Source organism: Nonomuraea sp. NPDC005650, assembly GCF_040605375.1.
Lineage (GTDB): Bacteria > Actinomycetota > Actinomycetes > Streptosporangiales > Streptosporangiaceae > Nonomuraea.
On sequence record NZ_JBEXCR010000007.1, the window covers coordinates 109,113 to 131,940 of the forward strand.

Genomic DNA, 22,828 nt, shown 5'->3' on the forward strand with positions numbered 1-22,828 from the left:
CGGTGCGGATCGCGATCGTCGGCCCGACCTACCCGTACAAGGGGGGCGGGGCCCAGCACACCACCGAGCTGGCGCATCGCCTCGCGGCCCAGGGCCACGACGTGGTGATCGAGTCATGGCGGGCGCAGTATCCGTCGTTCCTCTATCCGGGGCAGCAGACGATCTCCGCGCCCGAGGGCACGCCTTTCCCGAAGACCCTGCGCGAGCTCGACTGGCGGCGGCCCGACGGGTGGGTCTCCGCCGGGAGGCGGTTGAGGTCGGCTGACCTGGTGGTGCTGGCCGTGCTGAGCCCGGTGCAGGTTCCTGCATATTTGGGGATTTTGTACGGGATAAGGCGAAAAGTCAGGACTATTGCCCTCTGCCACAACGTGCTGCCCCACGAGCGCAAGCCGTACGACGAGCCGCTCATGAAGGCGCTGCTCAAGCGGGTCGACGGCGTGCTGACCCACTCCGAGCAGCAGGCCGGGCTGGCCAGGGGACTGACGGGCAGTCCGGTCAGCGTGGCGGCGCTGCCGCCGCACCTGCCCTCCACGACCGCCGAGAAGTCCACCGAGGTCCATCGCCGGCTGCTGTTCTTCGGCATCGTGCGGCCGTACAAGGGGCTGGATCTGCTGCTCAGGGCGCTGCCCGGCGGGATCTCGCTGACGGTCGCGGGGGAGTTCTGGGGCGGGATCGAGGAGACGCGGGCGCTGATCGACGAGCTGGGGCTCGGCGACCGGGTCGAGCTGCGCCCCGGCTACGTGGCCGCCGAGGACGTGCCGGGGCTGTTCGCGCGGGCCGACGCGCTCGTGCTGCCGTACCGGAGCGCGACCGCCAGCCAGAACGTCTGGCTGGGCCACGAGCACGGCGTGCCGGTGATCGCCACCCGCGTGGGCGCGCTCGCCGACCACGTCACCGACGGCGTGGACGGGCTGCTGGTCGAGCCGGGCGACGCCGGGGCGCTGCGCGCGGCGATCGAGCGCTTCTACGCCTCGGGCGAGCCCGAGAGGTTGCGGTCCGGCGTCAAGGCCGTCGATCCCGAGCCGTTCTGGTCGGCGTACGCGGGGGCCCTGCTCGCCGCCTGACGGCCGAGCACGAACGAGATGCCCGCGGCCGCCGCGTCCGCCAGCGTGAACGCCAGCCGCGACACGATCGCCACCGCGAGCGCCGCCGGGGTGCCGATGATCGGCCCGAGCACCAGCACCAGCGCGCCCTCCCTGACGCCGACCCCCGCGGGCACGACGACGGTGAGGATCCCGGTGGCCCACGCGAACGCGTACGCCCCGGTGGCGATGAGGTAGAGGTCGGCGCGGCCGGAGAGCAGCCACGTGTGCAGGCCGTACACGAACCAGCCGAGCGCGGTCCACGCCACCGCCACGACCACGGTGCGGCCGGGCAGCACGCTCTCCAGCGGCTCCTTGCGCGCGATCCGCAGCGCCAGGTTGAGACCCCAGGTGAGCACCTTGGGGTGCAGGCACACGATGATCACCGGCACGAGCAGCACGAGGTACCACGCCTTGCGCACCGCGTCCAGCGAGCCCAGCGTCGCGGCGGCGATCGAGATGCCGACCCCGAGGTTGATGACCAGTCCCAGCGAGATCGTCGCGAACGTGCGCCGCGGCGGGCTGCCGTGGTCGCGCCCGAGGTCCATCATCGCCGCGTACGCCCACACGGCGCCCGGGATGTACTTGCCCAGCTGGCCCACGAACATGATCCGCCCGGCGATCCGCAGCGGCACCCGCGTGCCGAGCCCCGCCAGGATCTCCCGCCAGGCCACCAGCATGAAGAACTGGCCGAGCAGCACCGCCGCGAACGCCCCGAGCACCGCCCACGGCGACATCGCCGCCACCGCGCCGGTGGTCTCGTCCCAGTTCGTGGCCAGCCCGTATCCCAGGAAGCCGATGGCGAGCAGGGCGAGGAGCACGCGCAGCAGGCGACGGAGCATTCGCTCAGGCTACGCGGGGTCCGCCAGGTAAGGCCAGACGGCGAACTCGCCGCGGATCTTGCCGAATAGCGCCGCTTGGTCCCCGTCCGGGTGGGTCCTGCCAGGTCGGCTACGTACCAAAGCCCATTTGGGTACTGTGGGTCCTCGTGGGTAAGCAACGAGTCGCGCAGCTCGAATACTCGGAGTTCCAGTCCGCCATGCTCGACGAGGGCAAACGGCGGCGGAAGGCTGCGAAGATCATCGCGGTGCTCGAGCACTTCCGCGGGCCGCTCGGCGGGCTGACGGTGGGTGACGTGGGCTGCTCCGCGGGGTTCATCGCCGACGAGCTCGCGCGGGCCGGGGCGGAGCACACGCTGGGCATCGACATCGACGTGCCGGGGTTGCGCAAGGCCGCCGACAGGTTCGGCGAGCGGGTGGCGTTCGTGTGCGGCGACGGCACCGCGCTGCCGTTCCCCGACGGGTCGATCGACGTGCTGGTCTTCAACCACATCTACGAGCACGTGGTCGACCCCGACGCCGTGGTGGCCGAGATGCACCGGGTCCTGTCCGACGACGGCGTCCTCTACCTGGGGCTGGGCAACCGGCTCGGCGTCATGGAGCCCCACTACAAGCTGCCGTTCCTGTCCTACCTGCCGCCCGCGCTGGCCGACCGCTACGTGCGGGCGTCCGGGCGGGCCGACCACTACTACGAGCGGTTCAGGACGCGGCGCGGGCTGCGCAGGATGTTGCGGGCCTTCCACGTGTGGGACTACACCTTCCCCGTGCTGGCCACGCCGGGCCGGTTCGCGGGGGGCGAGCTGTTCCCGGGTGCTCTGGGGCGGATCGCGCAGGGCGTGCTGGCCCGCACTCCCCGCGAGGTGCTCAGGCTGCTGCTGCCCCTGGTGCCCACCTACCTGTGGGTGGCCACCAAGACGCCGCGGCGGCCCGCGGGCGCGGCGCTGCCGCAGCCGCCCGAGCGGGTCCGCCCGCTGTGAGCCGGGGCACCACCGTGGAGCAGCGTGAGAGCTCGGAGGCCGCGCCGCGGCGGTCAGCGGTCCGCAGGCTCGTCCGGTACGGCTTCCTGGCCGTCGCGCTGGGGTTCGGCGCCTACGCCGTGGCGAAGCAGTGGGACACCGTGGTGGCCGGGTTCGCCAGGCTGTCGTGGGCCGCGCTGGCCGGGTCGCTGGTCGCCGTGGTCGCCGCGCTGCTCGGCGCCATGCTCACCTGGCGCACCCTCCTGGCCGACCTCGGCTCCCCGCTGCCGCTGCGGCCCGCGGCCAAGGTCTTCTTCGTGGGCCAGCTCGGCAAGTACATCCCGGGCGCGGTCTGGCCGGTGCTGGCCCAGATGGAGATGGGCCGCGACCTCGGCGTGCCGCGCTCGCGCAGCGCGGCGGCGTTCTTCCTGATGATGCCCGTCCAACTGGCCACCGGCCTGCTCGTCACGCTGGTCACGCTCGGCTGGGACCGCTACGGGTGGCTGCTGCTGTTCGTCCCGCTGCTGCTGGTCCTGCTGGAGCCCAAGGTCATCAATGCCGTGATCGGGTACGCCCTGCGCAAGCTCAAGCGGGAGCCGCTCGATCGCCCGCTCACCCGGCGCGGCATGCTCACCGCCCTCGGCTGGGCGCTGGCCGGCTGGCTCTGCTACGGCGTGCACCTCTACTTCATCGCCCCCGAGGGCGGCCTGCTCTTCGCCGTCGGGGCCTTCGCGCTGTCGTGGTGCCTGGGCATCCTGACCTTCGTCGTCCCGGCGGGCGCGGGCGTGCGGGAGGTCGCGATGGTCGCGGTGCTGGCGCCTCACGTGGACGGCGGCGCGGCGATCGCGGTGGCGCTTTCGTCCCGCATTGTCATCATTCTGGGGGATCTGATCTGCGCGGGTTTGGCGGGAATCGCAGCGCGTCGCGACTCGGAGTGATTTGGCCCACGATTTAGGGGAGGCTGGTCATAAGCTGAACTTCAGAGGGGGACGACAGGTCCCACGTTGATCTTGAGGGGAGAAGATCACGTAATGCCTCGAGTGCTCGTCGACGCGGCGGCGGTCCCCGCGGACCGCGGTGCGTTGATCAGATATGTGGACGGGCTCGTGGCCGCGCTCGACCGGGCCGGCGCGGACCTCGCGGTGGTCTGCCAGCGCTCCGAAGCCGAGCGATACCGGCGCCTCGCGCCCTCGGCACTGGTCCTCCCGGGGCCCGTTGCGATCTCCAACAGGGCCGCCCGGCTCGCCTGGGAGCAGACCGGCCTCCCGCTGCTCGCCCGTCAGGCGGGGGCGGACGTCATCCACGCCCCCTACTACTCCATCCCGCTCGGCTCGGGCCTGCCGACCGTGGTGACGGTCCACGACGCCACCTGGTTCACCGAGCCCGACCAGCACGGTTCGCGGGCCTCGTTCTTCCGCTCCGCCACCCGTACGGCGGTGCGCCACGCCAAACGGGTGATCGTGCCCTCCAAGGCGACCAGGGACGAGCTCGTCCGCGTGCTCGCCGCCGACCCCACCCGCATCGACGTCGCCTACCACGGGGTCGACCTGGGGCAGTTCCACCCGCCGACCGAGGACGAGATCCGCCGGGCCGCCCTGCGGTGCGGGCTGCACGGCCAGCCCTATGTGGCGTTCCTGGGCGCCCTCGACCCCCGTAAGAACGTTCCCAACCTCATCCGCGGCTTCGCCGCCGCCACCAAGAGCCTGGAGGACCCGCCCGCGCTGGTGATCGGCGGCGGCGTCCACGAGGACGACGTCGACGCCGCCTGCCGGGAGGTCGAGGCCACGGTCAGGGTCATCCGGCCCGGCTACCTTCGCGTGCCCGACCTGCCCGGATTCCTGGGCGGCGCGCTGGTGGTGGCCTTCCCGTCGCGCGGCGAGGGGTTCGGGCTGCCGGTGCTGGAGGCCATGGCCTGCGGCGCGCCGGTCCTGACGACGCATCGCACGTCTCTGCCAGAGGTCGGCGGCGACGCCGTGGCCTACACTGAGCCCGACGCCGACAGCATCGCCGCGGCGCTCGGGCACCTCCTGGGCTCCTCCGCCAGGAGGCGGCAGTTGCAGGAGGCGGGGCTGGCGAGAGCACGCGAGTTCACCTGGGACGCCTCGGCCGAGGCGCATCTCAGCTCTTATCAACGCGCGATCGAATAGTTCGGTAACCTCACGGAGTGATGGAGAGCTCTTTGCCAGACCTCGAGGCGATCCTCCTGGTCGGGGGGCAGGGCACGCGCCTGCGTCCGCTGACACTGGGCACGCCGAAACCGCTGCTGCCGACCGCTGGAGTGCCGTTCCTGGCCCACCAACTCGCCCGTGCGCGATCATTCGGCGTCCGCCGGATCGTGTTCGCCACCTCCTACAAGGCCTCGATGTTCGAGCCCGCCTTCGGTGACGGGGCGGCGTTCGGGCTCTCACTCGAATACATCACCGAGGAGACGCCGCTGGGCACCGGCGGCGCGATCCGCAACGCCGCCGAAGCGCTCACGGTAGGCCCCTCCGACCCGGTGCTCATCCTCAACGGGGACATCCTCTCCGGCCACGACATCGGCGATCAGGTACGCGCTCACCTGGCACGACATGCCGCTGTAACGCTCCATTTGACAGAAGTCGACGATCCCTCCCGCTTCGGGTGCGTGCCGACCGACGAGACCGGGCGGGTGACGGCCTTCCTGGAGAAGACGCCCAACCCGGTCACCAACCGGATCAACGCCGGCTGCTACGTGTTCACCCGATCGGTGATCGACTCGATCCCCCGCGACGAGGTCGTGTCCGTGGAGCGAGAGACGTTCCCCGGGCTGATCGAGGCCGGCGAGCTGGTGCTGGGCTATGCCGACCGCACCTACTGGCTCGACGTCGGCACGCCCACGGCTTACGTGCGAGGGTCGCGCGACCTGGTGCTGGGGCGGCTGTCGTCGCCCGCGCTGCCCGGCCCGACCGGGGAGTTCCTCGCGCTGGAGGGCGCCCAGGTCTCGTCCGAGGCCAAGGTGCAGGGCGGCACGGCGGTCGGCGCGCGGGTCGTGGTCGAGGCCGGGGCGACGGTGGTCGGCTCGGTGCTGACGGACGACTGCGTCATCGAGGCGGGCGCCGTCGTGACGGACTCCGTGGTGGGCCGGGGCGCGCGCGTCTGCGCGGGCACGGTGGTGGGCGACGCGGTGATCGGCGACGGAGCCATCGTGGGGCCGGGCAACGAGCTGCAGAACGGCGTGCGCATCTGGCCGGGGGTGGAGCTGCCCGAGCGCGCGGTGCGCTATTCCAGCGACGTCTGAGCCTCTGCCCTCGTCGTCCCGGGCAGCCGGGCGGTGGGGGCAGACTGGACGGGTGAGGGAGCGCAGGTGGGTGCCCGAGGGGCCGCTGGACGTGGGGCTGGCGTTGCAGCCGCACAAGCGCGGCGGCGGGGATCCCACCTGGCGTCAGGGCGGTGACGGGGCCGTGTGGCGCACGACCAGGACCCCCGACGGGCCGTGCACGCTGCGGGTGGGCGTCAAGGCCGGCTGCGTGCACGGGCAGGCGTGGGGGCCGGGGGCGGACTGGGCCCTGGAGGCGCTGCCGGGGCTGTTGGGGGCCTTCGACGACACCTCCGACTTTGTCGCCAAGCATGAGGTTTTGGCGGAGGTCGTCCGGAAAAATCCGGGCTTGCGGATCGGGCGTACCGGGCGGGTCATGGAGGCCCTCGTACCGGCCGTGCTGGAGCAGAAGGTGGTCGGGCAGGAGGCGTGGCGGGCCTGGCGGTGGCTGCTCAACCGGTACGGCGAGCCCGCGCCCGGGCCCGCGCCCGAGGGGATGCGGGTCGTGCCCGAGACCGCGGTGTGGCGGCAGATCCCCAGCTGGCACTGGCACCGCGCGGGCGCGGAGGCCGTACGCGCCCGGACGATCGCGAACGCCGCCTGGCACGCCGACAAGCTGGAGGCCGCCGCGACCACCGAGGAGCTCGACCGGCTGCTGCGGGCGTTGCCCGGGATCGGGGTGTGGACGTCGGCCGAGGTGCGCCAGCGCGCGCTGGGCGACCCGGACGCCGTGAGCGTCGGCGACTTCCATCTGGCCAAGCTCGTCGGATACGCCCTGACCGGGGAGAAGACCGACGATCCTGGGATGTTGCGGCTGCTGGAGCCGTACCAGGGGCATCGGCACCGCGCCACGGTGCTGGTCTGGCTCACCGGCCTGCGCCCGCCCGCCCGCGGGCCCCGGATGTCCGTACGCGACTACCGGGCCTTCTGACCTGCGGGCCGCCCCCTGGGTGCGGGCGGTGAACTCAGCCGTCGGTACTGTGCCCGTATGAGTCTCGTCAGTGATTCCGCGCTCCGCCGGGCACTCGCGCGTGCCCGGGACGGCAAGGCCCTCGACGTCACGGAGGTGACCGTCCTCCTGCACGCCCGGGGCGAGCACCTCGACACCCTGCTCGAACACGCCTCCCGCGTACGTGACGCCGGGCTGCGGGCGGTCGGCCGTGAGGGGATCATCACCTACAGCAGGAAAGTGTTCATCCCGTTGACCCGGCTCTGCCGGGACCGCTGTGGTTACTGCACCTTTGCGACCGCGCCGAACAAGCTGCCCGCGCCGTTCCTGAGCCCTGACGAGGTGCTGGAGATCGCCCGGCAGGGGGCGGCCATGGGGTGCAAGGAGGCGCTGTTCACGCTGGGGGACCGGCCGGAGGACCGCTGGCACCAGGCGCGCTCCTGGCTCGACGCGCACGGCTACGACGACACCTTGTCTTATGTGCGGGCCATGGCGATCAGGGTGCTGGAGGAGACCGGGCTGCTGCCGCACCTCAACCCGGGGGTGCTGACCTGGCGTGACCTGCAGCGACTCAAGCCTGTCGCGCCGTCCATGGGGATGATGCTGGAGACGACGTCGCGGCGGCTCTTCGAGGAGAAGGGGCAGGCCCATTACGGCTCGCCGGACAAGGACCCGGCCGTACGCCTGCGCGTCCTGGAGGACGCCGGGCGGACGAACGTGCCCTTCACCACCGGCATCCTGATCGGCATCGGCGAGACCGTCGAGGACCGGGCCGAGTCGATCTTCGCCATCCGGCGGGTGGCGCGCGAGTACGGCGGGATCCAGGAGGTCATCGTCCAGAACTTCCGCGCCAAGCCCGACACGGCGATGCGCGGGCTGCCTGACGCCTCCCTGGAGGAGCTGGCGGCCACGATCGCGGTCGCGCGCCTCGTGCTGGGGCCCCGGGTACGCATCCAGGCGCCGCCCAACCTGGTGGACTCCGAGTACGCGCTGATGATCCGGGCGGGCATCGACGACTGGGGCGGGGTCTCGCCGCTCACCCCCGACCACGTGAACCCCGAGCGCCCCTGGCCGCAGATCTCCCTCCTGGAGGCCCGCACCGCCGAGTCCGGGTTCGAGCTCCGGGAGCGGCTGACGATCTATCCCGAGTACGTGGTGGCCGGGGAGCCGTGGCTGGACCCCCGGCTGTTCGCGCACGTGGCCGCCCTGGCGGACCCCGCCACGGGGCTCGCCCGGCCGGACGCGGTCCTGCGCGGGTCGCCGTGGCAGGAGCCGGACGGCGGGTTCGCGTCGTCTGGGCGGGTGGACCTGCACGTGGAGGTGGACACGTCGGGGCGTACGCACGATCGGCGGGACGACTTCGACAACGTCTACGGCGACTGGACCGCCCTCCGCGACCGCCTCACCCCCACCACCCCCGACGGCACCCCCCTGCCCGCCGCACCGCCTGGAGCGGGCGTTGCGGAGGGCGGGGGTGCTTCGGACGCCGCGCCAGCGGACGGTGCGACGGCCAGTGCGGTGTCGTCTGGGGCTGGGGCGGTGAGTGCTGTGGTGTCCGGGGTGGGGACGTCGAGTGAGGTGCGTCAGGCCCTGCGGCGGGCGGCGGCCGATCCGGCGGGTCTGAGCGACGCCGAGGCCGTGGCGTTGCTGGCAGCCGAAGGGGAGGCGCTCGACGAACTGGCCGCCATCGCCGACGACCTCCGGCGCCAGGCCGTGGGCGACGAGGTCACCTACGTCGTCAACAGGAACATCAACTTCACCAACGTCTGTTACACCGGCTGCCGCTTCTGCGCCTTCGCCCAGCGCAGGACGGACGCCGACGCGTACACCCTGAGCCTCGACCAGGTGGCCGACCGGGCGCAGGAGGCGTGGGACGCGGGCGCGACCGAGGTGTGCATGCAGGGCGGCATCCACCCCGACCTCCCAGGCACCGCGTACTTCGACCTGGCCAGGGCGGTCAAGGAGCGGACGCCAGGGATGCACGTGCACGCGTTCTCCCCCATGGAGGTCATCAACGGGGCGAGCCGCACCGACCTGTCCATCAGGGCGTGGCTGGAGGCGGCCAAGGAGGCCGGGGTCGACTCGCTGCCCGGGACGGCGGCCGAGATCCTGGACGACGACGTCAGGTGGGTGCTGACGAAGGGGAAGCTGCCCGCGCGCGAGTGGGTCGAGGTCATCACGACGGCTCACGAGGTGGGCATCCCGACGACCTCCACCATGATGTACGGGCACGTCGACAACCACCTGCACTGGGTCAGGCACATCAAGCTGATCCGCGACCTCCAGGAGCGGACCGGCGGGTTCTCCGAGTTCGTGCTGCTGCCGTTCGTGCACACCAGCGCCCCCATCTACCTGGCGGGGATCGCCCGTCCTGGCCCCACGGCGCAGGAGAACAGGGCCGTGCACGCGCTCGCCAGGATCCTCCTGCACGGCGCGATCAAGAACATCCAGTGCTCCTGGGTCAAGCTCCGCGACGACCTGTGCCGCCAGGTGCTCCAGGGCGGCGTGAACGACCTCGGCGGCACCCTCATGGAGGAGACCATCAGCCGCATGGCGGGCTCGGAGAACGGCTCGTACAAGACGATCAGCGAGCTGCGCGAGATGGTCGAGGTGAGCGGCAGGCCGGTCAGGCAGCGCACCACCGAGTACGGCGTCCCCACGGACGAGCGGCTCGCGGCGTCCGCGGCCAGCGACGGCGTGTGCAAGAGCGTCAGGCGGGTCCTGCCGATGGCGTAGTTATAACATGTTCTAACAAGGCTTGCGCCCGCTATGGGAGGCGCTGGGAGAATCGTCACTCCCCTGGGAGAGAGGTTCACCGTGCGGTTGGGTCGACACCGCGCTGCGCTGCCTGCCGAGCAGCGACGCAGGAAGGCTTTCCAGCGCGGCATGCTGGCGGGCCTCACCGCCGTGGCCATCGTGGCCGCCGGCCTCGTCGTGGTGTTCGGCAGCGGCGGCGTGCTGTGCAGCACACGAGAGCCTGTTCTGGTCAGCGTCGCGGCCGCGGTCGATGTGGCGCCGGCGGTCATGGAGGCCGCCGGGCGCTTCAACGAGACGAAGACGTCCGTGGGCGGCCGGTGCGTGCTGGTCCAGGTGACCGAGCAGCCGCCGGCCACCGTCCTGCGCACGCTGATCGGCGACCGCGCGGGCGTCCTGCGCGAGCGGCCCGACGGGTGGATCGCGGACTCGTCGGCCTGGATCAGGCTGGCCCGCCAGCAGGGCGCGAACGCGCTGCCCGCCGGTGAGAGCGTGGTGGCGACGTCGCCGCTGGTGTTCGCGACCCGCTCGTCGCTGGCCCAGCGCTTCTCCGTGGGCAAGACCGAGATGAACTGGCGGATGGTCTTCCCCGCGACCGTGCGCGGGCGGCTGACGCCCAACGCGAACGAACCGGACGTCGTACGCGTACCCGACCCGTCGCTGGCCGGGGCGGGCATCGCGACGGTGGCCGCCGCCAGGGACGTCGTCGGCACGGGACCGGCGGCGGACAAGGCGCTGACCGCGTTCGTACGGTGGGCGCAGGCCGGCTCCGCCCCCGACTACCGCAGCATGCTGGCGGCGGTCGACGACCACACGTTCTGGCGGCGTCCGGTCGTCATCGTCCCCGAGCAGTCGGTCTGGAACCACAACCTGCGGCCATCCTCCGACCCGGTCGTCGCGCTGCACCCGCGCGAGGGCACGATCAACCTCGACTACCCGTACGTCGTCACCGCCGGCGACCCCACGGTGGCCGAGGCGTCCACGGTCTTCGCCGACTGGCTGAAGGGCCCGCAGGCGCAGGAGATCGTCCGGCGGGCGGGGTTCAGGTCGGGCGACGGCACCCAGGGCCCGATCTCGCCGGGGCCGCAGATCCCCTCGTCGGCCCCGAAGACCAGGTCGTCGGTGTCGCCGCAGGACATCGACGAGGCGCTGCGGGCCTGGAGCCGGCTGGCCCCGCCGACGAACATCCTCGTCCTGGCCGACACCTCCAAGCACATGGCCGAGCCGCTGAACGGCAGCACCAGGATCAGGATCGCGCTGGACGCGGCCAAGATCGGGCTGCAGCTCTTCCCCGAGTCGACGCACATGGGCCTGTGGGAGTTCGCCGAGAAGCTGGGCGGCGTCAAGCCGTACAAGGAGCGGGTCGGGCTCGGTCCGATCAACGAGCCCGAGACCGGGCAGGTGGTCCGCAAGAGCCGCCTCGCCGAGCTGACCGGCACGATCACCGCCCATCCCCGCCTGGACAGCTCGCTCTACGACGCGATACTCGGCGGCTTCCGCAAGCTCACCAGCGAGTACCGCGAGGAGATGAACAACTCACTCCTGGTGATCACGGCCGGCCGGGACGACGGCAAGGGCACGAAGCTGCCGGAGCTCCTCGACAAGCTGCGACACGAGTGGAATCCCGACAAGCCCGTACAGATAGTCATCATCGCCTTCGGCAAGGGCGTCGATCACGACAGCCTGTCGCAGATCACGTCCGCCACCAACGGCTCGCTGCACGAGGCCCAGGAGCCGGGGGAGATCATCGACGTCTTCCTCGCCGCCCTGGCCCGCCGCCTCTGCCACCCCACCTGCAAGCCGAACCCATGAGAAAGGGGGCGCTTCGGGCGCCCCCTTTCTGGTTAGACGCGCTGCCAGAGCGCCGGGACGTTGGGCGGCTCCCAGCCGGCCAGCGCCGTGTGGGCCTGGATGCAGCGGTACGTCACGCCGTTGTACGTGACGGTGTTGCCGACCGCGTACGCGGTGCCGGCCTTCCACGTGCCCGAAGGCGTCGTGGGGGTCGGCGTCGGCGTCGGGGTGGGGGTCGGCGTCACGGTCGGGGTGGGCGTGGGCGTCGGGTTGCCGCCGCCACCGCCGATCTGCAGGTCGATGCAGGAGTAGAAGGCGTTGACGGTGTCGGAGATGTTCCAGATCGCCAGGACCTTCTGCCGGCCCGAGTAACCGGACAGGTTGACCGTGTGCGAGACCGTCGCGGGCGGCTGCTGGCCGTTGCCGTTGAAGACGGCCACCCGCGTGTTGCCGATGTAGTACTCGTAGTTGAGCGTGGCGTGCCTGGCGGTGAACGTCCAGTTGAAGGTCACCGTGGTGCCCACCTGGGCGACCGGCCACGGCTTGCTCTCGTCGCTGAGCTGCGCGAACTGCGACAGGTTGGCGTGGCAGTTGCGCAGGCCCTTCGGACCTTCGACGCTCTGCGGCTCGTAGATGATGTTGCCGCAGTTGGGCACCTTGCCCTGGGCGCAGTTGGCCTGGCGGCTGGGCGGGGAGTTGACGTAGCCGTGCGCGAACGCCGGCGCCGTGTTGAACACCGTGGTGGCGACCGCGATCACCACCACGGCGACTAACGTGAGCATCCTTCTCATGAAGTGGGCTCCTTTACATGGGGGGATGCTCCAAATGTAAAGGAAACTTTCCTAACGGTAAACGCCTGCCTGACCAGCGGTTCCGGTCGCGGTCAGGTGGTCAGCGGGTGACGATGAAGTCGTCCGGGTCACGGGGCGCACGGTCGCGCGGCGGGGCGGCCGCGTGCCCGACGGCCACACAGCCCATCGGGTCCCAGGAACCGGGCAGGTCGAGCACCTCGCGGACGACCGGGCGGCAGAACATCGTGGACGACACCCACGCCGAGCCCAGCCCCTCGACGGCGAGCTGGATGAGGAGGTTCTCCACCCCGGCGCCGGTCGCCACGACGAACATCTCCCGCTCCGACGCGTTGCGCCGATCGTCCCGGTAGGTGTGGGAGCCCTCCATCACCAGGCACGGCACGATCAGATAGGGCGCGTTGCGCAGCACATCGCCCCGCTTGATCCGCTTGGCGACCGACTGCTCGGTGAACCCGTCGCCGCGCAGGTCCTCGATCCACGCGTCACGCATGGCGTCGAGCAGCTTGGTGCGCGTCCCCGCCGACTCGACCAGCACGAACCGCCACGGAGTCGTGTGGTGCGGCGCGGGCGCGGCGATGCCCGCCGCCACCGCCCTGCGGACCTTCTCCGGGTCGACCGGCCGGTCCGAGAACTCCCTGATGGTACGGCGGGCGAACACGACGTCCCGCGACCCGTAGCGGAACAGGTCGTCGTCGGCCCCCCGCACCAGCGGCCTGACCCCGGGCCCGTCGTCCTCGGTCACCAGGTGGGACAGCCCCCGCACGATAGCCACCGGGACTCCGCCGAGCTTGCCCTTGACCAGCTCGGCCGCGCCCGCGATCTCGTCGGCCAGCGCGGTGACGGTGACGCCGAGCTCGTTGCCGTAGCCGTCGGAGGTGCCGCGGAAGTCGTCGAGCGGACGCACGCCCGCCACCCCGATGGCCACGTCGGTGAGCCCGTTGCGCCACGGGCGGCCGAACGTGTCGGAGACGATCACGCCCGCGCGCACGGCCAGGCCTTTCCTGATGCGCCTGGCCGAGGCGTCGGAGTCTTCGGGGAGCAGGAGCACGGTGCCCGGCTCGGTGTTGGAGGCGTCGACCCCGGCGGCGGCCATGACGAAGCCGTGGCGGGTCTGGGAGATCACGGTGTCGCCCCGCCTGGCCACCACGCGCTCGGTCTCGTCCTGGATGGCCTGGGTGCGGTCGGGCGCCCGGCGGACGCGGCCCTCGGCCTTGCTCACGATCTTGGACGTGACGACCACGATGTCGCCGTCGCGCAGGTCCGCGTCCTTGAGCAGCGCCGCGACGTCGTCCCCGGGCCGTACCTCGCCGATGCCCTCGACGGCGATCACCTCGAAGCGCGGCGGAGCGGCGGTCATCGGGCGAGCTCCTGGGCCAGGTCGAGCGCGGTGCGGGCGATGTCGGCGGCGGCGTCGGCGTCGTGCATGAGAATCGGCCGGGCGATCACGCGTACGCCGTCGAGCGCGACCCCTTCGTCCTCCTCCGCCACCAGCCACCCGTCGATCAGCTCAGGGCCGTACAGGTCCAGCACGGCCTGCGCGGTCGTCTCCACCCCGATGGCGGTCAGGCACGCGTCGGCCATGCCCCTGACGGGCGCACCGCCGATGATGGGCGAGACCCCGACCACCGTCTTGGGCAGCAGGGCGTCGCGGATGCCGGGGATCTGCAGGATCGTGCCGATGCTCACGACCGGGTTGGACGGCGGCAGGATCACCACGTCGGCCTGCTCGATCGCGTCGAGCACGCCCGGCGCGGGCTTGGCCGTGTCGGCCCCCACCAGCGCGAACGACTGTGCCGGGACCGAGGCGCGCAGGCGCACCCACCACTCCTGGAAGTGGACGGCGCGCTTGCCGCTCTCATCCTCGATCACCACGTGGGTCTCGCAGCGGTCGTCGGTCATCGGCAGCAGCCGCACGCCGGGCTGCCACCGCGCGCACAGCGCCTGGGTGATCTGGGACAGCGGGTAGCCGGCCTCCAGCATCTGCGAGCGCACGATGTGGGTGGCGAAGTCGCGGTCGCCGAGCCCGAACCACTGCGGCTCCACGCCGTACGCGGCCAGCTCCTCCTTGACGACGTGGGACTCCTTGGCGCGCCCCCAGCCCTGCTCCTCGTCGATGCCGTTGCCCAGGGTGTACATCACGGTGTCGAGGTCGGGGCAGACCCGCAGGCCGAACAGGGTGATGTCGTCACCCGTGTTGCCGATGACGGTGATGGTGGCGTCTGGCGCGGTCGCGCGCAGTCCGCGCAGGAAACGGGCGCCGCCGATGCCGCCCGCGAGTGACACGATGTGCATGCCGCCAGTCTTCCACCGGGCCCTGACAACCCCGTCTCGGGAGTGGTTTTACCTCACTTGTTATGAGAGAAGTGCCAGGTAGTGGCCGAATCGGGACGTAGGAGGTTCCTGGGACTCCCGCCACCCGTGTCAGTCATGTGGCAAACTCCCTTCGGGCCAAAGGGTCCGATGGGGGTACTTGTGAGCAAATTTGACGTCGCCCGGCTGAAGGAGCCGGGCGCATGGATCATGCTCGTCCTCGGCTTGCTGACCGTGCTGCTGACGATCGGCGACGTCCTGGTCGGCTCGCCCGCGCTGTCCCTGACCAGGCGCGCGGCGGCGAACGTCCTGGACCTGACGAACCCCGTCGTGACGGCGCTGCTGCTCGGAGCCGTGCTGCTGGTCACCAAGGTTGGCGAACCGTCGCCCAAGGCCAAGCCGATCATGTACGGCTCGGCGGTCGGGCTGGTGCTGGCCACGGTGTTCGGCATGCTGTCGCTGCTCCTCGGCCTGCTCTCCGGGCTCGGGGGCTGGCCGACGGTACGGCTGGTGCTCCTCGGCGTGCCCGCCATCGCGTTGACCGCCGTGGCGCTGGTGTACCTGCTCCCGCAGATCCTGCCGGAGCGGCCCGTCGCGCAGGTCTACCAGCCCCAGTTCGGCCAGCAGGCGCCCTGGCAACAGCCGCAGCAGTTCGGCCAGCCCGACCAGCCTCAGCAGTTCGGGCAACCCGAGCAGCAGCCGCAGCAGTTCGGCCAGCCTGACCAGCCCCAGCACTTCGGCCAGCCCGAGCAGTCGCAGCCGGGCTCCGGCTTCGGCCAGCAGGAGCAGGGTCCCGGCTTCGGCCAGGCCCCTTACGGCCAGCAGCCGCCCTCGGGCGCGTACGGCCCGCAGCCCGGCACGCAGCCGGGCTACGCCCAGCAGCCGCCGTCCGGCCAGCAGCCCGGCTACGGCCAGTACGGCCAGCAACCCCCGTCGGGCCAGTACGGCCAGCAGCCACCGAGCTTCGGCGGCCAGTCCGAGCCCCAGGCCGCGCAACCGGACTACCAGGCCGCCGCGCAGCAGCCCGTGATCAGAGGCGCCCTGCCCGCCGCCCCCTCGGACCGGAGCCAGCCCGAGCAGCCCTACTCCCCGCCGGGCTTCGGCTCGCCGGAGCAGGGTCAACCTGACCAGGCTTACGCCCCCCAGAGCTTTGGACTGGGGGACCAGGGCCAGCCCGATCAGGCTTATGCTCCCCAGAATTTCGGGCCGGGGGAGCAGGACCAGCCCTATGCCCCGCAGAGCTTCGGGCCGGGGGAGCAGGACCAGCCCTACGCCCCGCAGAGTTTCGGTCTGCCGGACCAGGGCCAGCCCGACCAGGCCTACGCTCCCCAGAACTTCGGGCCGGGAGACCGGGACCAGCCCTACACCCCGCCGGGCTTCGGCTCGCCGGAGCAGAGCCAGCCGGACCAGCCCTACTCCCCGCAGGGCTTCGCCCCGTCGGCCTATGCCCCCGCCGACACGGCCCCCTCGGGCCAGGAGTACTCCACCCCGCCGGCCGTCGAGTACCAGCCGGCCCCGTACGTCCCCGCCGACAGCCAGCCGAGCCTCTACGGCCAGCCCAGCCCCAACCCGTACGCGCCGCCCGGGATTGACCAGCCCAGCCCGTACGCGCCCCCCGGCACCGACCAGCCCAGCCCGTACGCCCCGCCCGCGGACCAGCAGCACAATTCGTACGCCCCGCCCGCGGACCGCCCGAACCCGTACGCGCCCCAGGAGGCCGCGCCCAACGCGTTCGCCGACCAGGCGTTCCCGACGCCGGCGGGCGAGACCGCCCCGAGCGTCCCCTATCCGCCGGCCCCCGAACAGCAGCAGCAGTCGTACTTCGGCCAGAGCGCCTTCGACCAGCAGCAGGGCGGCCAGCCGTTCACGGGTTACTCGGGCCGCGAGTACGCCACCCCGGCCGCGTACCAGGAGCCCGACCCGCCCGTGGACCCGCGGTCCCAGCAGCTCATGGACGCCTACCAGCAGGCGGAGACGTACTCCACGGCCCAGCACCCCACGCCTCAGTACTCCACGCCGCAGCACTCCATGCCTCAGCACTCCGGCGCCGGCGCCGGCGCCGGCGCCCAGCCCGAGCTGCGCGTGCCCGACTACTCCGGCCAGCCGTCCCAGCCGTCCCGGTCGTACGACGACCCGTTCGGCCACCCGCAGCAGCCCCTGCCGCCCCAGCCGCCCCAGCCGGGCGGATACGAGCCCCAGCAAGGCCAGTACCGGCCCACCCACCAGGCGCCACAGCAACAGCAGCAGCCCTGGCCCCACCAGCAGGCGGAGGTCGTCGGCGACGCGACGATGCGGCTCGACTCGGCTCCCTTCGGCGGAGGCCACGGCGCCCGCCCGGGAGACGACCCCATCGACCCGACGGCCATATACACCCCCAACGAGCCCCGCAGGTAACGGACCGGTAATGAACGACTAGAGAGAAGGTGGGCCCTGGGCGGGTGTCTATCCCGCCCTGGTACGGTTCGGACCGCTGACAGGTTGAACGAGCCTTCTGACGCCGCGTGCAAAAGGGTGTCGGCCGGGCGTGAACATCACATGCCAAGCACACCGGGGCGAGCTCTGGTCTTTCCCCGGATAGCTGCATGCCGCTTGACGTCAGCTACAGCACACGCGTGTAATTACAACCATGTTGTTACGCCTTCCGATGGGTGGGTAATAAGGAAGGCGTCCATGGGGGGCTCCATTGCGGGCGGGCGGCAGGGAGGTGTGCAGTGACCGATCCGGTCATCGCACAGGATCAGCTTGACGCTGAAGAACTCGGCTGGCAGGAGCGCGCGTTGTGCGCGCAGACGGATCCGGAGGCGTTCTTCCCGGAGAAGGGCGGCTCCACCAGAGAGGCCAAGAAGGTCTGCCGATCGTGCGAGGTCCGTGCCGAGTGTCTTGAGTACGCACTCGAACACGATGAACGGTTCGGCATCTGGGGTGGGCTGTCCGAGCGGGAGCGCAGACGGATCAAGCGCCAGGCCGTTTAGGTATATGGGCGGAAGGGTCACGCGGTCGATCGCGTGACCCTTTTCGCATCTCCCGTCCCTCCTTTCACAGGTATGGTGGGCGCGCCTGCTCAACCCCCCTCAGGAGCATCCGCCCATGTCACGTCCCTACGTCACCGCGATCGTCGTCGCTCACGACGGCGCGCGCTGGCTGGGGGAGACGCTGCGCGCCCTGGTGAACCAGAGCCGCAGGCCGGACCGCGTGGCCGGCGTCGACAACGGCAGCAGGGACGGCTCGGCCGACCTGCTCGCCCAGGCGTTCGGCCGCGGAAACCTGCTCTCCCTGCCGCGCTCCACCGGCTTCGGCGAGTCCGTCGCCGAGGTCCTCGCCAAGCTGCCGCCCGCCGGGGACGACGAGTGGATCTGGCTGCTGCACGACGACTGCGCCCCCGACAGGCGCGCGCTGGAGGCGCTGCTCACCGCGGCGGCGCAGGATCCGAAGGCGGCCGTGCTGGGCCCGAAGCTGCTCGACTGGCTCGACCGCCGGCGCCTGCTCGAACTGGGCGTGACCGTGGGCCGCACCGGGCGCAGGGAGACGGGGCTCGAACCGCGCGAGTTCGACCAGGGGCAGCACGACGGGACGCGGGACGTCCTGTCGGTGTCCACGGCCGGGATGCTCGTCCGGCGCGACGTGTGGGAGCGGGTCGGCGGGCTGGACCCGTTCTTCCCGCTGTTCCGCGACGACCTCGACCTGTGCTGGCGGGTGCGCAACGCCGGGCACAAGGTCCTGAACGTGACCTCCGCCGTGGCCTGGCACGCCGAGGCGGCGGCGCGCAGGCGGCGCAGGATCACGGTCAGCGGCGACCATCCCCGCAGGCTGGACCGGCGTAACGCGATCTTCGTGGTGATGGCGAACCTGCCGTTCGGCGCGATGCTTTGGGCGCTGCTGCGGAACGTGCTCGGCTCGGCCTTCCGCACGGCGCTGTTCGTGGTGAGCAAGCAGCCCGCGAACGCGCTGGACGAGCTGGCGGCCATGGCGTCGATCCTCCTGCACCCGTTCCGGCTGCTCCGGGCGCGCAGGGCCCGCCGTCACGGCCGCAAGAAGGGATATATCCGCATAAAGCGGTTGATGACCGCTCGGGGTGCGGCCTGGCGGCGGCTCACCGACATGGTGCGGAGCTTCCTCGCCGGCGAGGCGCCCGTGGACTCGGCGGGCCGCCACCACCACGCCTCCGCCTCCCCCGAGGACGAGTACGAGGTCGTGCCGGCGGACACCGGGGCCGTCAAACGCGTCCTCAGCCGCCCGGGCGTCCTCCTCATGCTCGCGCTGACCGCGGTCGCGCTGGTCGCCGAGCGCTCCCTCCTCGGCGGCGAACGGCTCGGCGGCGGCGCCCTCGTCCCGGTCACGGGCGGCGCGGGCGACCTGTGGGCCTTCTACACCGAGGGCTTCCACGACATCGGGCTCGGCTCCGACGCCTGGACGCCCCCGTACGTCGCCGTGCTGGCGGCCCTGTCCACGCTCGCGTTCGGCAAGACGTGGCTGGCCGTGTCCGTGCTGCTGCTCGGCTCGGTGCCGCTGGCGGGCGCGACGGCGTACCTGGCCACCCGGCACGTCATCCCGGCGGTGCCCGCGCGGGCGTGGGCGGCGGGGACGTACGCGCTGCTGCCCGTCGCGACGGGGGCGATCGCGGCCGGACGGCTGGGCACGGCGGTGGTGTTCGTGCTGGTGCCGCTCTACGCCTCGCTCGGGACGGTGGTGCTGTCCGGCGAACGCCGCCGCGCCCGCCGGGCCGCGTGGGCGCTCGGGCTGCTGCTGGCCGTGGGGACGGCATTCGCGCCGCTGGTCTACCCGCTCTTCGCCGTGCTGGGGGTGCTGGCGGCCGTCGCGTTCCGCGGCGCGGTGACCTCGATGGCCGTCGCGCTGGTGGTGCCGTTGGCGCTGCTCTTCCCCTGGCTGGCGGGGCTGGTGACCTCCCCTGGGAAGCTCCTGCTCGAAGCGGGGCTGCACGATCCCGCCCTGGTCGACCCCGCGCTGGCCCCCGAGTCGCTGCTGGCGCTGAGCCCGGGAGGGCCGGGGCTGCCGCCGTTCTGGGTGACCGGGGGCCTGGTGGCCGCGGCGCTGGCCGCCCTCCTCATGCGCCGTCGGCGGATGGTCGTCGCCATCGGCTGGGGCATCACCCTGTACGGGGTGCTGGCGGCGATCCTGGTCAGCCGCGTCACCGTCGAAGGCGCGCGGGCCTGGCCCGGGGTCCCGCTGGCGTTCGCGGGGACCGGGCTCGTGGTCCTCGTGGGCCTGACCGCCCACCGGCTCGCCGAACTGCGCGCAGGGGGCGGGCTGCGGCGGCTGGGGGCGATGGCGGTGGCCGCGGTGGCGTTCAGCACGCCGCTGCTGGCGGCCGGGTACTGGGTGGCCGCCGGGGTGCGGGGGCCGCTCGTGGGCGACGCGCCTGACGTGCTGCCCGTGCTGGCCGCCGTACGCACCATGCGTGGGGAGCGCACGCTGGTGATCAAGGGCTCCTCGTTCACCGTGCTGCACGGTCGTACCCCGCTGATCGGCGAATCGGAGCTCCCGGTCGCGTCGGAGGCCCGCACCCGCCTGGGAACGGCGGTTCAGGGCCTGGTCGGCGGGCGCGGCGGCGACGCGGCCACGCTGGCCGGGCTCGGCGTGGGCATGGTGGCCGTGGCGCCGCCCGTCTCCGCCGGACTCGCCAGGACGCTCGACTCGCAGCCGTCGCTGGCGCGCATGAGCCTGTCGGAGGCGGGCGGGCTGTGGCGGCTGGCCGAGCCGGTCGCCCGCGTGCCCGCCCAGCCGGTCAGCGCCCTGCACACGCCCTGGCTGTGGGCCCAGGCGGCGCTGGTGCTGGTGGTGGCGGTGCTGGCGGCGCCGGGGCGGCGCCAGGGCGCCCCCGAGGCCGCGGAGGCGCCGCCCGCGGTGGCCGCCAGGATGGCCGTGAACGTGGCCGGTGGGCGATGAAGCCGTTCGTGGAGAACCGGTTCGGGCTGCCGGTGCTGGTCGTCGTAGCACTCGCGGCCCTGTACGGCGTCGCGTACGTCACCAGGCCGGCCCCTCCGGCGGCGGCCACGCCGCAACCCCGAAAGGTCGCCGTCGAGTCGGTCACCGCGGCGTGCCCCGGCTCCAAGGGCGAGCGGGTGAGCGTCAACCTGCCTGGCACGCTGACGTTCGAGCCGATGCGCGACGCCGAGCCGTACGTGACGAAGGGCCCCGGCGGGCTGGAGGCCGGCTACCTCACCCGCGCCACCAAGGGCGCCGGCCGCGGCCTCGCGGGCGTCCGCTGCACCGAACCCGCCCCCACGACCTGGCTGGTGGGCCCAGGCCCCGCCGACGCCGACGTCCGCCTGCACCTCACGAACGCCGACAAGGCGCCGGCCCTGGCGGACGTCCAGGTGTACGCGGCCGAAGGCCCCGTCTCGGGCGACAAGGGCACCGGCCTGGAGATCGCGCCCGGCGAACACCGCGAGATCGACCTCAAGACCATCGCCCCGTCGGCGGACATCATGGCCGTGAGCGTCACCACCACCTTCGGCCGCCTCGCCGTCGCCGCCAGGACCACCCTCGAAACCGGCGGCGTCGACTGGCTCCCCTCCGCCGCCCCGCCCGCCACCCGCGTCGTCGTGCCCGGCCTCCCCGGTGGCGGCGGCCGCCGCGAACTTCTCGTCGCCGCCCCCGGCGAGAACGACGCCCAGGTGCGGATCAAGGCGGTGAGCGAGGACGCCGAGTACGCCATGAAGGGCCGGGAGTCACTGGACGTGCCCGCCGGCAGCGTGACCTCCCTGGACGTCACCACCGGCGTCGGCGGCTCGTCCGCGGCCCTGATCCTCACCTCGCCGACCCCGATCGTGGCCGGCCTCGTCATCACGGGCACGGGCGGGCGCTCGGACGTGGCCTTCACCGCCGGCACGCCCGCCCTGGACCTGGGCAGCACGGTGGCCCGCAACGGGCCGGGCTCGAAACTGGTGCTCACCGCCGTCGGCGGCCCCGGCAGGGTACGGGTCGAGGTGGTGCCCGAGAAGGGCCGGCCGGACGAGCCGTTCGAGGTGTCGATCCCGGCGGGCCGCACCAAGAACGTCAACCTGAAGCCGAAGGGGGACTACGCCCTGGCGGTCACGCCGGTGTCGGGGGAGGTGTACGGGGCGAGGGTGATCGAGGACCACCTGAAAACCGGCCTCCTGATCACGACACAACCCCTGGCCCCGTCCCGCCTGTGGACCCTGCTCCCACCCTTGACCGACACACCTGACGTGGTGACGCCCTAGCTCGGGCTCCCAGCCCCCTGCGCTCCCCGGGCCCTGGCCCGTCCGCCTCCGGCCCGCCCGGAGATGACACCGGCACAGGCGGCATGAAATGGCCGCCCTCCGGGTGTCGAGAATGTCGCTCCGGCTCCGTCCCAGGGATACCAGCGACCACGACGGGCCGCGCGGCGAAGCAGGAGACCCACCATGACCGAACGGATGGACAACGCCGGCATCGCCGTCGACGACCTCGGCATGGAGAACGACAACAGGAGCGAAACCATGGAATCGAACGAAGTCATCGAGATTCTGAACCGACCGATCAGCCAGGAACTGCTGGCCCGTGACGTGACCCGCCTGGCCTATGTCGCCAAGGACGGCACACCCCGCAACGTCCCGATCATCTTCGCCTGGAACGGCGCGGAGATCGTCATGTGCACTCCGAAGAACTCGCCGAAGCTCCCGGGCCTGCGCAAGAACCCGGCGGTCGCCCTGACGATCGACACCGAGGTGCACCCGCCCAAGATCCTGCTCATCCGCGGCCAGGCCGAGCTGGACTACGTCGACGGCATCCCGGACGAGTATCTCCAGCAGACCAGCACCTACGAGATGACGCCCGAGCAGCGGGTCGAGTGGGAGGCGGAGGTACGTTCGCTCTACCACGACGGCATGGTCCGGATCGTCGTGACCCCGACGTGGGCGAAGCTGATCGACTTCGAGACGACCCTGCCGAGCGCGGTCGAGGAGCTGCTCCAGCAGCGGGCCGAGCGTCAGCGCAGGTGAGCGCCGCGCGTTACGTTGGATGGATCGCGCCTCGGTGTGCGCGAAATTCTCTGAAGATCCGCCAGAAAATGTCGCGGTGGGATGTCGAGAACCC

17 protein-coding genes are annotated in these 22,828 nt (G+C 72.0%); 13 read left to right on the forward strand and 4 right to left on the reverse strand.

Translation table 11 applies throughout. The features are described 5' to 3' along the window. The first annotated feature begins 2 nt into the window (after positions 1 to 2). Positions 3 to 1,064 carry a glycosyltransferase family 4 protein gene (locus ABZS69_RS13905; RefSeq protein ID WP_355370931.1) on the forward strand — a complete coding sequence of 354 codons (1,062 nt, stop codon included), beginning with the start codon at positions 3 to 5 and terminating at the stop codon, positions 1,062 to 1,064. Here the strand turns inward: ABZS69_RS13905 and ABZS69_RS13910 are convergent. After that, complete coding sequence (locus ABZS69_RS13910; protein WP_355370933.1) at positions 965 to 1,924, reverse strand: lysylphosphatidylglycerol synthase domain-containing protein; 960 nt, start codon at positions 1,922 to 1,924, stop codon at positions 965 to 967. The two genes, ABZS69_RS13905 and ABZS69_RS13910, sit on opposite strands and share 100 nt — an antisense overlap. Positions 1,925 to 2,070: 146 nt before the next feature. Between ABZS69_RS13910 and ABZS69_RS13915 the strand changes: the two genes are divergently transcribed. The 7 genes from ABZS69_RS13915 to ABZS69_RS13945 all read left to right on the forward strand — a co-directional run bounded on the left by ABZS69_RS13915 (position 2,071) and on the right by ABZS69_RS13945 (position 11,669). Next, positions 2,071 to 2,898, forward strand: coding sequence for a class I SAM-dependent methyltransferase (locus tag ABZS69_RS13915; protein WP_355370935.1), 828 nt, complete (start codon positions 2,071 to 2,073; stop codon positions 2,896 to 2,898). Continuing rightward, the gene (locus tag ABZS69_RS13920) at positions 2,895 to 3,815 is read left to right on the forward strand and encodes a lysylphosphatidylglycerol synthase transmembrane domain-containing protein (protein WP_355370938.1); all 921 of its coding nucleotides are present in this window, start codon (positions 2,895 to 2,897) and stop codon (positions 3,813 to 3,815) included. Before ABZS69_RS13915 ends, ABZS69_RS13920 begins: the two co-directional genes overlap by 4 nt. 93 nt (positions 3,816 to 3,908) lie before the next feature. After that, entirely contained in the window at positions 3,909 to 5,024 is a 1,116-nt protein-coding gene (locus ABZS69_RS13925; protein ID WP_355370940.1) for a glycosyltransferase family 1 protein, read from the forward strand. A gap of 20 nt (positions 5,025 to 5,044) precedes the next feature. Next, positions 5,045 to 6,136 carry an NDP-sugar synthase gene (locus tag ABZS69_RS13930; RefSeq protein ID WP_355370943.1) on the forward strand — a complete coding sequence of 364 codons (1,092 nt, stop codon included), beginning with the start codon at positions 5,045 to 5,047 and terminating at the stop codon, positions 6,134 to 6,136. Positions 6,137 to 6,188: 52 nt separating this feature from the next. Then, positions 6,189 to 7,085 (forward strand): DNA-3-methyladenine glycosylase 2 family protein, encoded by an 897-nt coding sequence (locus ABZS69_RS13935; RefSeq protein WP_355370946.1) that lies wholly within the window; start codon positions 6,189 to 6,191, stop codon positions 7,083 to 7,085. Between the two features lie 57 nt (positions 7,086 to 7,142). Continuing rightward, positions 7,143 to 9,839: a bifunctional FO biosynthesis protein CofGH gene (locus ABZS69_RS13940; RefSeq protein ID WP_355370949.1), complete on the forward strand. Its 2,697-nt coding sequence runs from the start codon at positions 7,143 to 7,145 to the stop codon at positions 9,837 to 9,839. Between the two features lie 81 nt (positions 9,840 to 9,920). Continuing rightward, complete coding sequence (locus ABZS69_RS13945; protein WP_355370952.1) at positions 9,921 to 11,669, forward strand: substrate-binding and VWA domain-containing protein; 1,749 nt, start codon at positions 9,921 to 9,923, stop codon at positions 11,667 to 11,669. 32 nt (positions 11,670 to 11,701) lie between these two features. On the opposite strand, the gene ABZS69_RS13950 is transcribed toward ABZS69_RS13945, so the two are convergent. The 3 genes from ABZS69_RS13950 to cofD all read right to left on the reverse strand — a co-directional run bounded on the left by ABZS69_RS13950 (position 11,702) and on the right by cofD (position 14,752). Beyond that, entirely contained in the window at positions 11,702 to 12,439 is a 738-nt protein-coding gene (locus ABZS69_RS13950) for a lytic polysaccharide monooxygenase (RefSeq protein ID WP_355370955.1), read from the reverse strand. A gap of 100 nt (positions 12,440 to 12,539) precedes the next feature. Then, a complete protein-coding gene (locus ABZS69_RS13955; RefSeq protein WP_355370958.1) occupies positions 12,540 to 13,817 on the reverse strand; it encodes a coenzyme F420-0:L-glutamate ligase in 1,278 nt (425 codons plus the stop codon). Next, positions 13,814 to 14,752 carry a 2-phospho-L-lactate transferase gene (gene cofD / locus ABZS69_RS13960; protein WP_355370961.1) on the reverse strand — a complete coding sequence of 313 codons (939 nt, stop codon included), beginning with the start codon at positions 14,750 to 14,752 and terminating at the stop codon, positions 13,814 to 13,816. The genes ABZS69_RS13955 and cofD overlap by 4 nt, the downstream gene beginning before the upstream one ends. 180 nt (positions 14,753 to 14,932) lie before the next feature. On the opposite strand from cofD, the gene ABZS69_RS13965 reads away from it, so the two are divergent. The 5 genes from ABZS69_RS13965 (at position 14,933) to ABZS69_RS13985 (ending at position 22,734) form a co-directional block, all read left to right on the forward strand. Beyond that, positions 14,933 to 17,164 carry a hypothetical protein gene (locus ABZS69_RS13965; protein ID WP_355370964.1) on the forward strand — a complete coding sequence of 744 codons (2,232 nt, stop codon included), beginning with the start codon at positions 14,933 to 14,935 and terminating at the stop codon, positions 17,162 to 17,164. Between the two features lie 317 nt (positions 17,165 to 17,481). Further along, positions 17,482 to 17,742, forward strand: coding sequence for a WhiB family transcriptional regulator (locus tag ABZS69_RS13970; protein ID WP_020546325.1), 261 nt, complete (start codon positions 17,482 to 17,484; stop codon positions 17,740 to 17,742). 115 nt (positions 17,743 to 17,857) lie between these two features. Continuing rightward, positions 17,858 to 20,674: a glycosyltransferase family 2 protein gene (locus ABZS69_RS13975; RefSeq protein ID WP_355370968.1), complete on the forward strand. Its 2,817-nt coding sequence runs from the start codon at positions 17,858 to 17,860 to the stop codon at positions 20,672 to 20,674. Next, positions 20,671 to 21,975 (forward strand): DUF5719 family protein, encoded by a 1,305-nt coding sequence (locus tag ABZS69_RS13980; protein ID WP_355370971.1) that lies wholly within the window; start codon positions 20,671 to 20,673, stop codon positions 21,973 to 21,975. The genes ABZS69_RS13975 and ABZS69_RS13980 overlap by 4 nt, the downstream gene beginning before the upstream one ends. Before the next feature lie 183 nt (positions 21,976 to 22,158). Next, the gene (locus ABZS69_RS13985; protein ID WP_355370973.1) at positions 22,159 to 22,734 is read left to right on the forward strand and encodes a pyridoxamine 5'-phosphate oxidase family protein; all 576 of its coding nucleotides are present in this window, start codon (positions 22,159 to 22,161) and stop codon (positions 22,732 to 22,734) included. The last annotated feature ends 94 nt before the right edge of the window (positions 22,735 to 22,828 follow it).

What these genes read in the sequence shown, in the direction of transcription:
- ABZS69_RS13950 (WP_355370955.1), bottom strand. Translation starts at nt 12,439, where the DNA reads ATGAGAAGGATGCTCACGTTAGTCGCCGTGGTGGTGATCGCGGTCGCC.
- ABZS69_RS13910 (WP_355370933.1), bottom strand. Translation starts at nt 1,924, where the DNA reads ATGCTCCGTCGCCTGCTGCGCGTGCTCCTCGCCCTGCTCGCCATCGGC.
- ABZS69_RS13980 (WP_355370971.1), top strand. Translation starts at nt 20,671, where the DNA reads ATGAAGCCGTTCGTGGAGAACCGGTTCGGGCTGCCGGTGCTGGTCGTC.
- ABZS69_RS13975 (WP_355370968.1), top strand. Translation starts at nt 17,858, where the DNA reads ATGTCACGTCCCTACGTCACCGCGATCGTCGTCGCTCACGACGGCGCG.
- ABZS69_RS13940 (WP_355370949.1), top strand. Translation starts at nt 7,143, where the DNA reads ATGAGTCTCGTCAGTGATTCCGCGCTCCGCCGGGCACTCGCGCGTGCC.
- ABZS69_RS13985 (WP_355370973.1), top strand. Translation starts at nt 22,159, where the DNA reads ATGACCGAACGGATGGACAACGCCGGCATCGCCGTCGACGACCTCGGC.
- ABZS69_RS13955 (WP_355370958.1), bottom strand. Translation starts at nt 13,817, where the DNA reads ATGACCGCCGCTCCGCCGCGCTTCGAGGTGATCGCCGTCGAGGGCATC.
- cofD (WP_355370961.1), bottom strand. Translation starts at nt 14,752, where the DNA reads ATGCACATCGTGTCACTCGCGGGCGGCATCGGCGGCGCCCGTTTCCTG.
- ABZS69_RS13930 (WP_355370943.1), top strand. Translation starts at nt 5,045, where the DNA reads ATGGAGAGCTCTTTGCCAGACCTCGAGGCGATCCTCCTGGTCGGGGGG.
- ABZS69_RS13925 (WP_355370940.1), top strand. Translation starts at nt 3,909, where the DNA reads ATGCCTCGAGTGCTCGTCGACGCGGCGGCGGTCCCCGCGGACCGCGGT.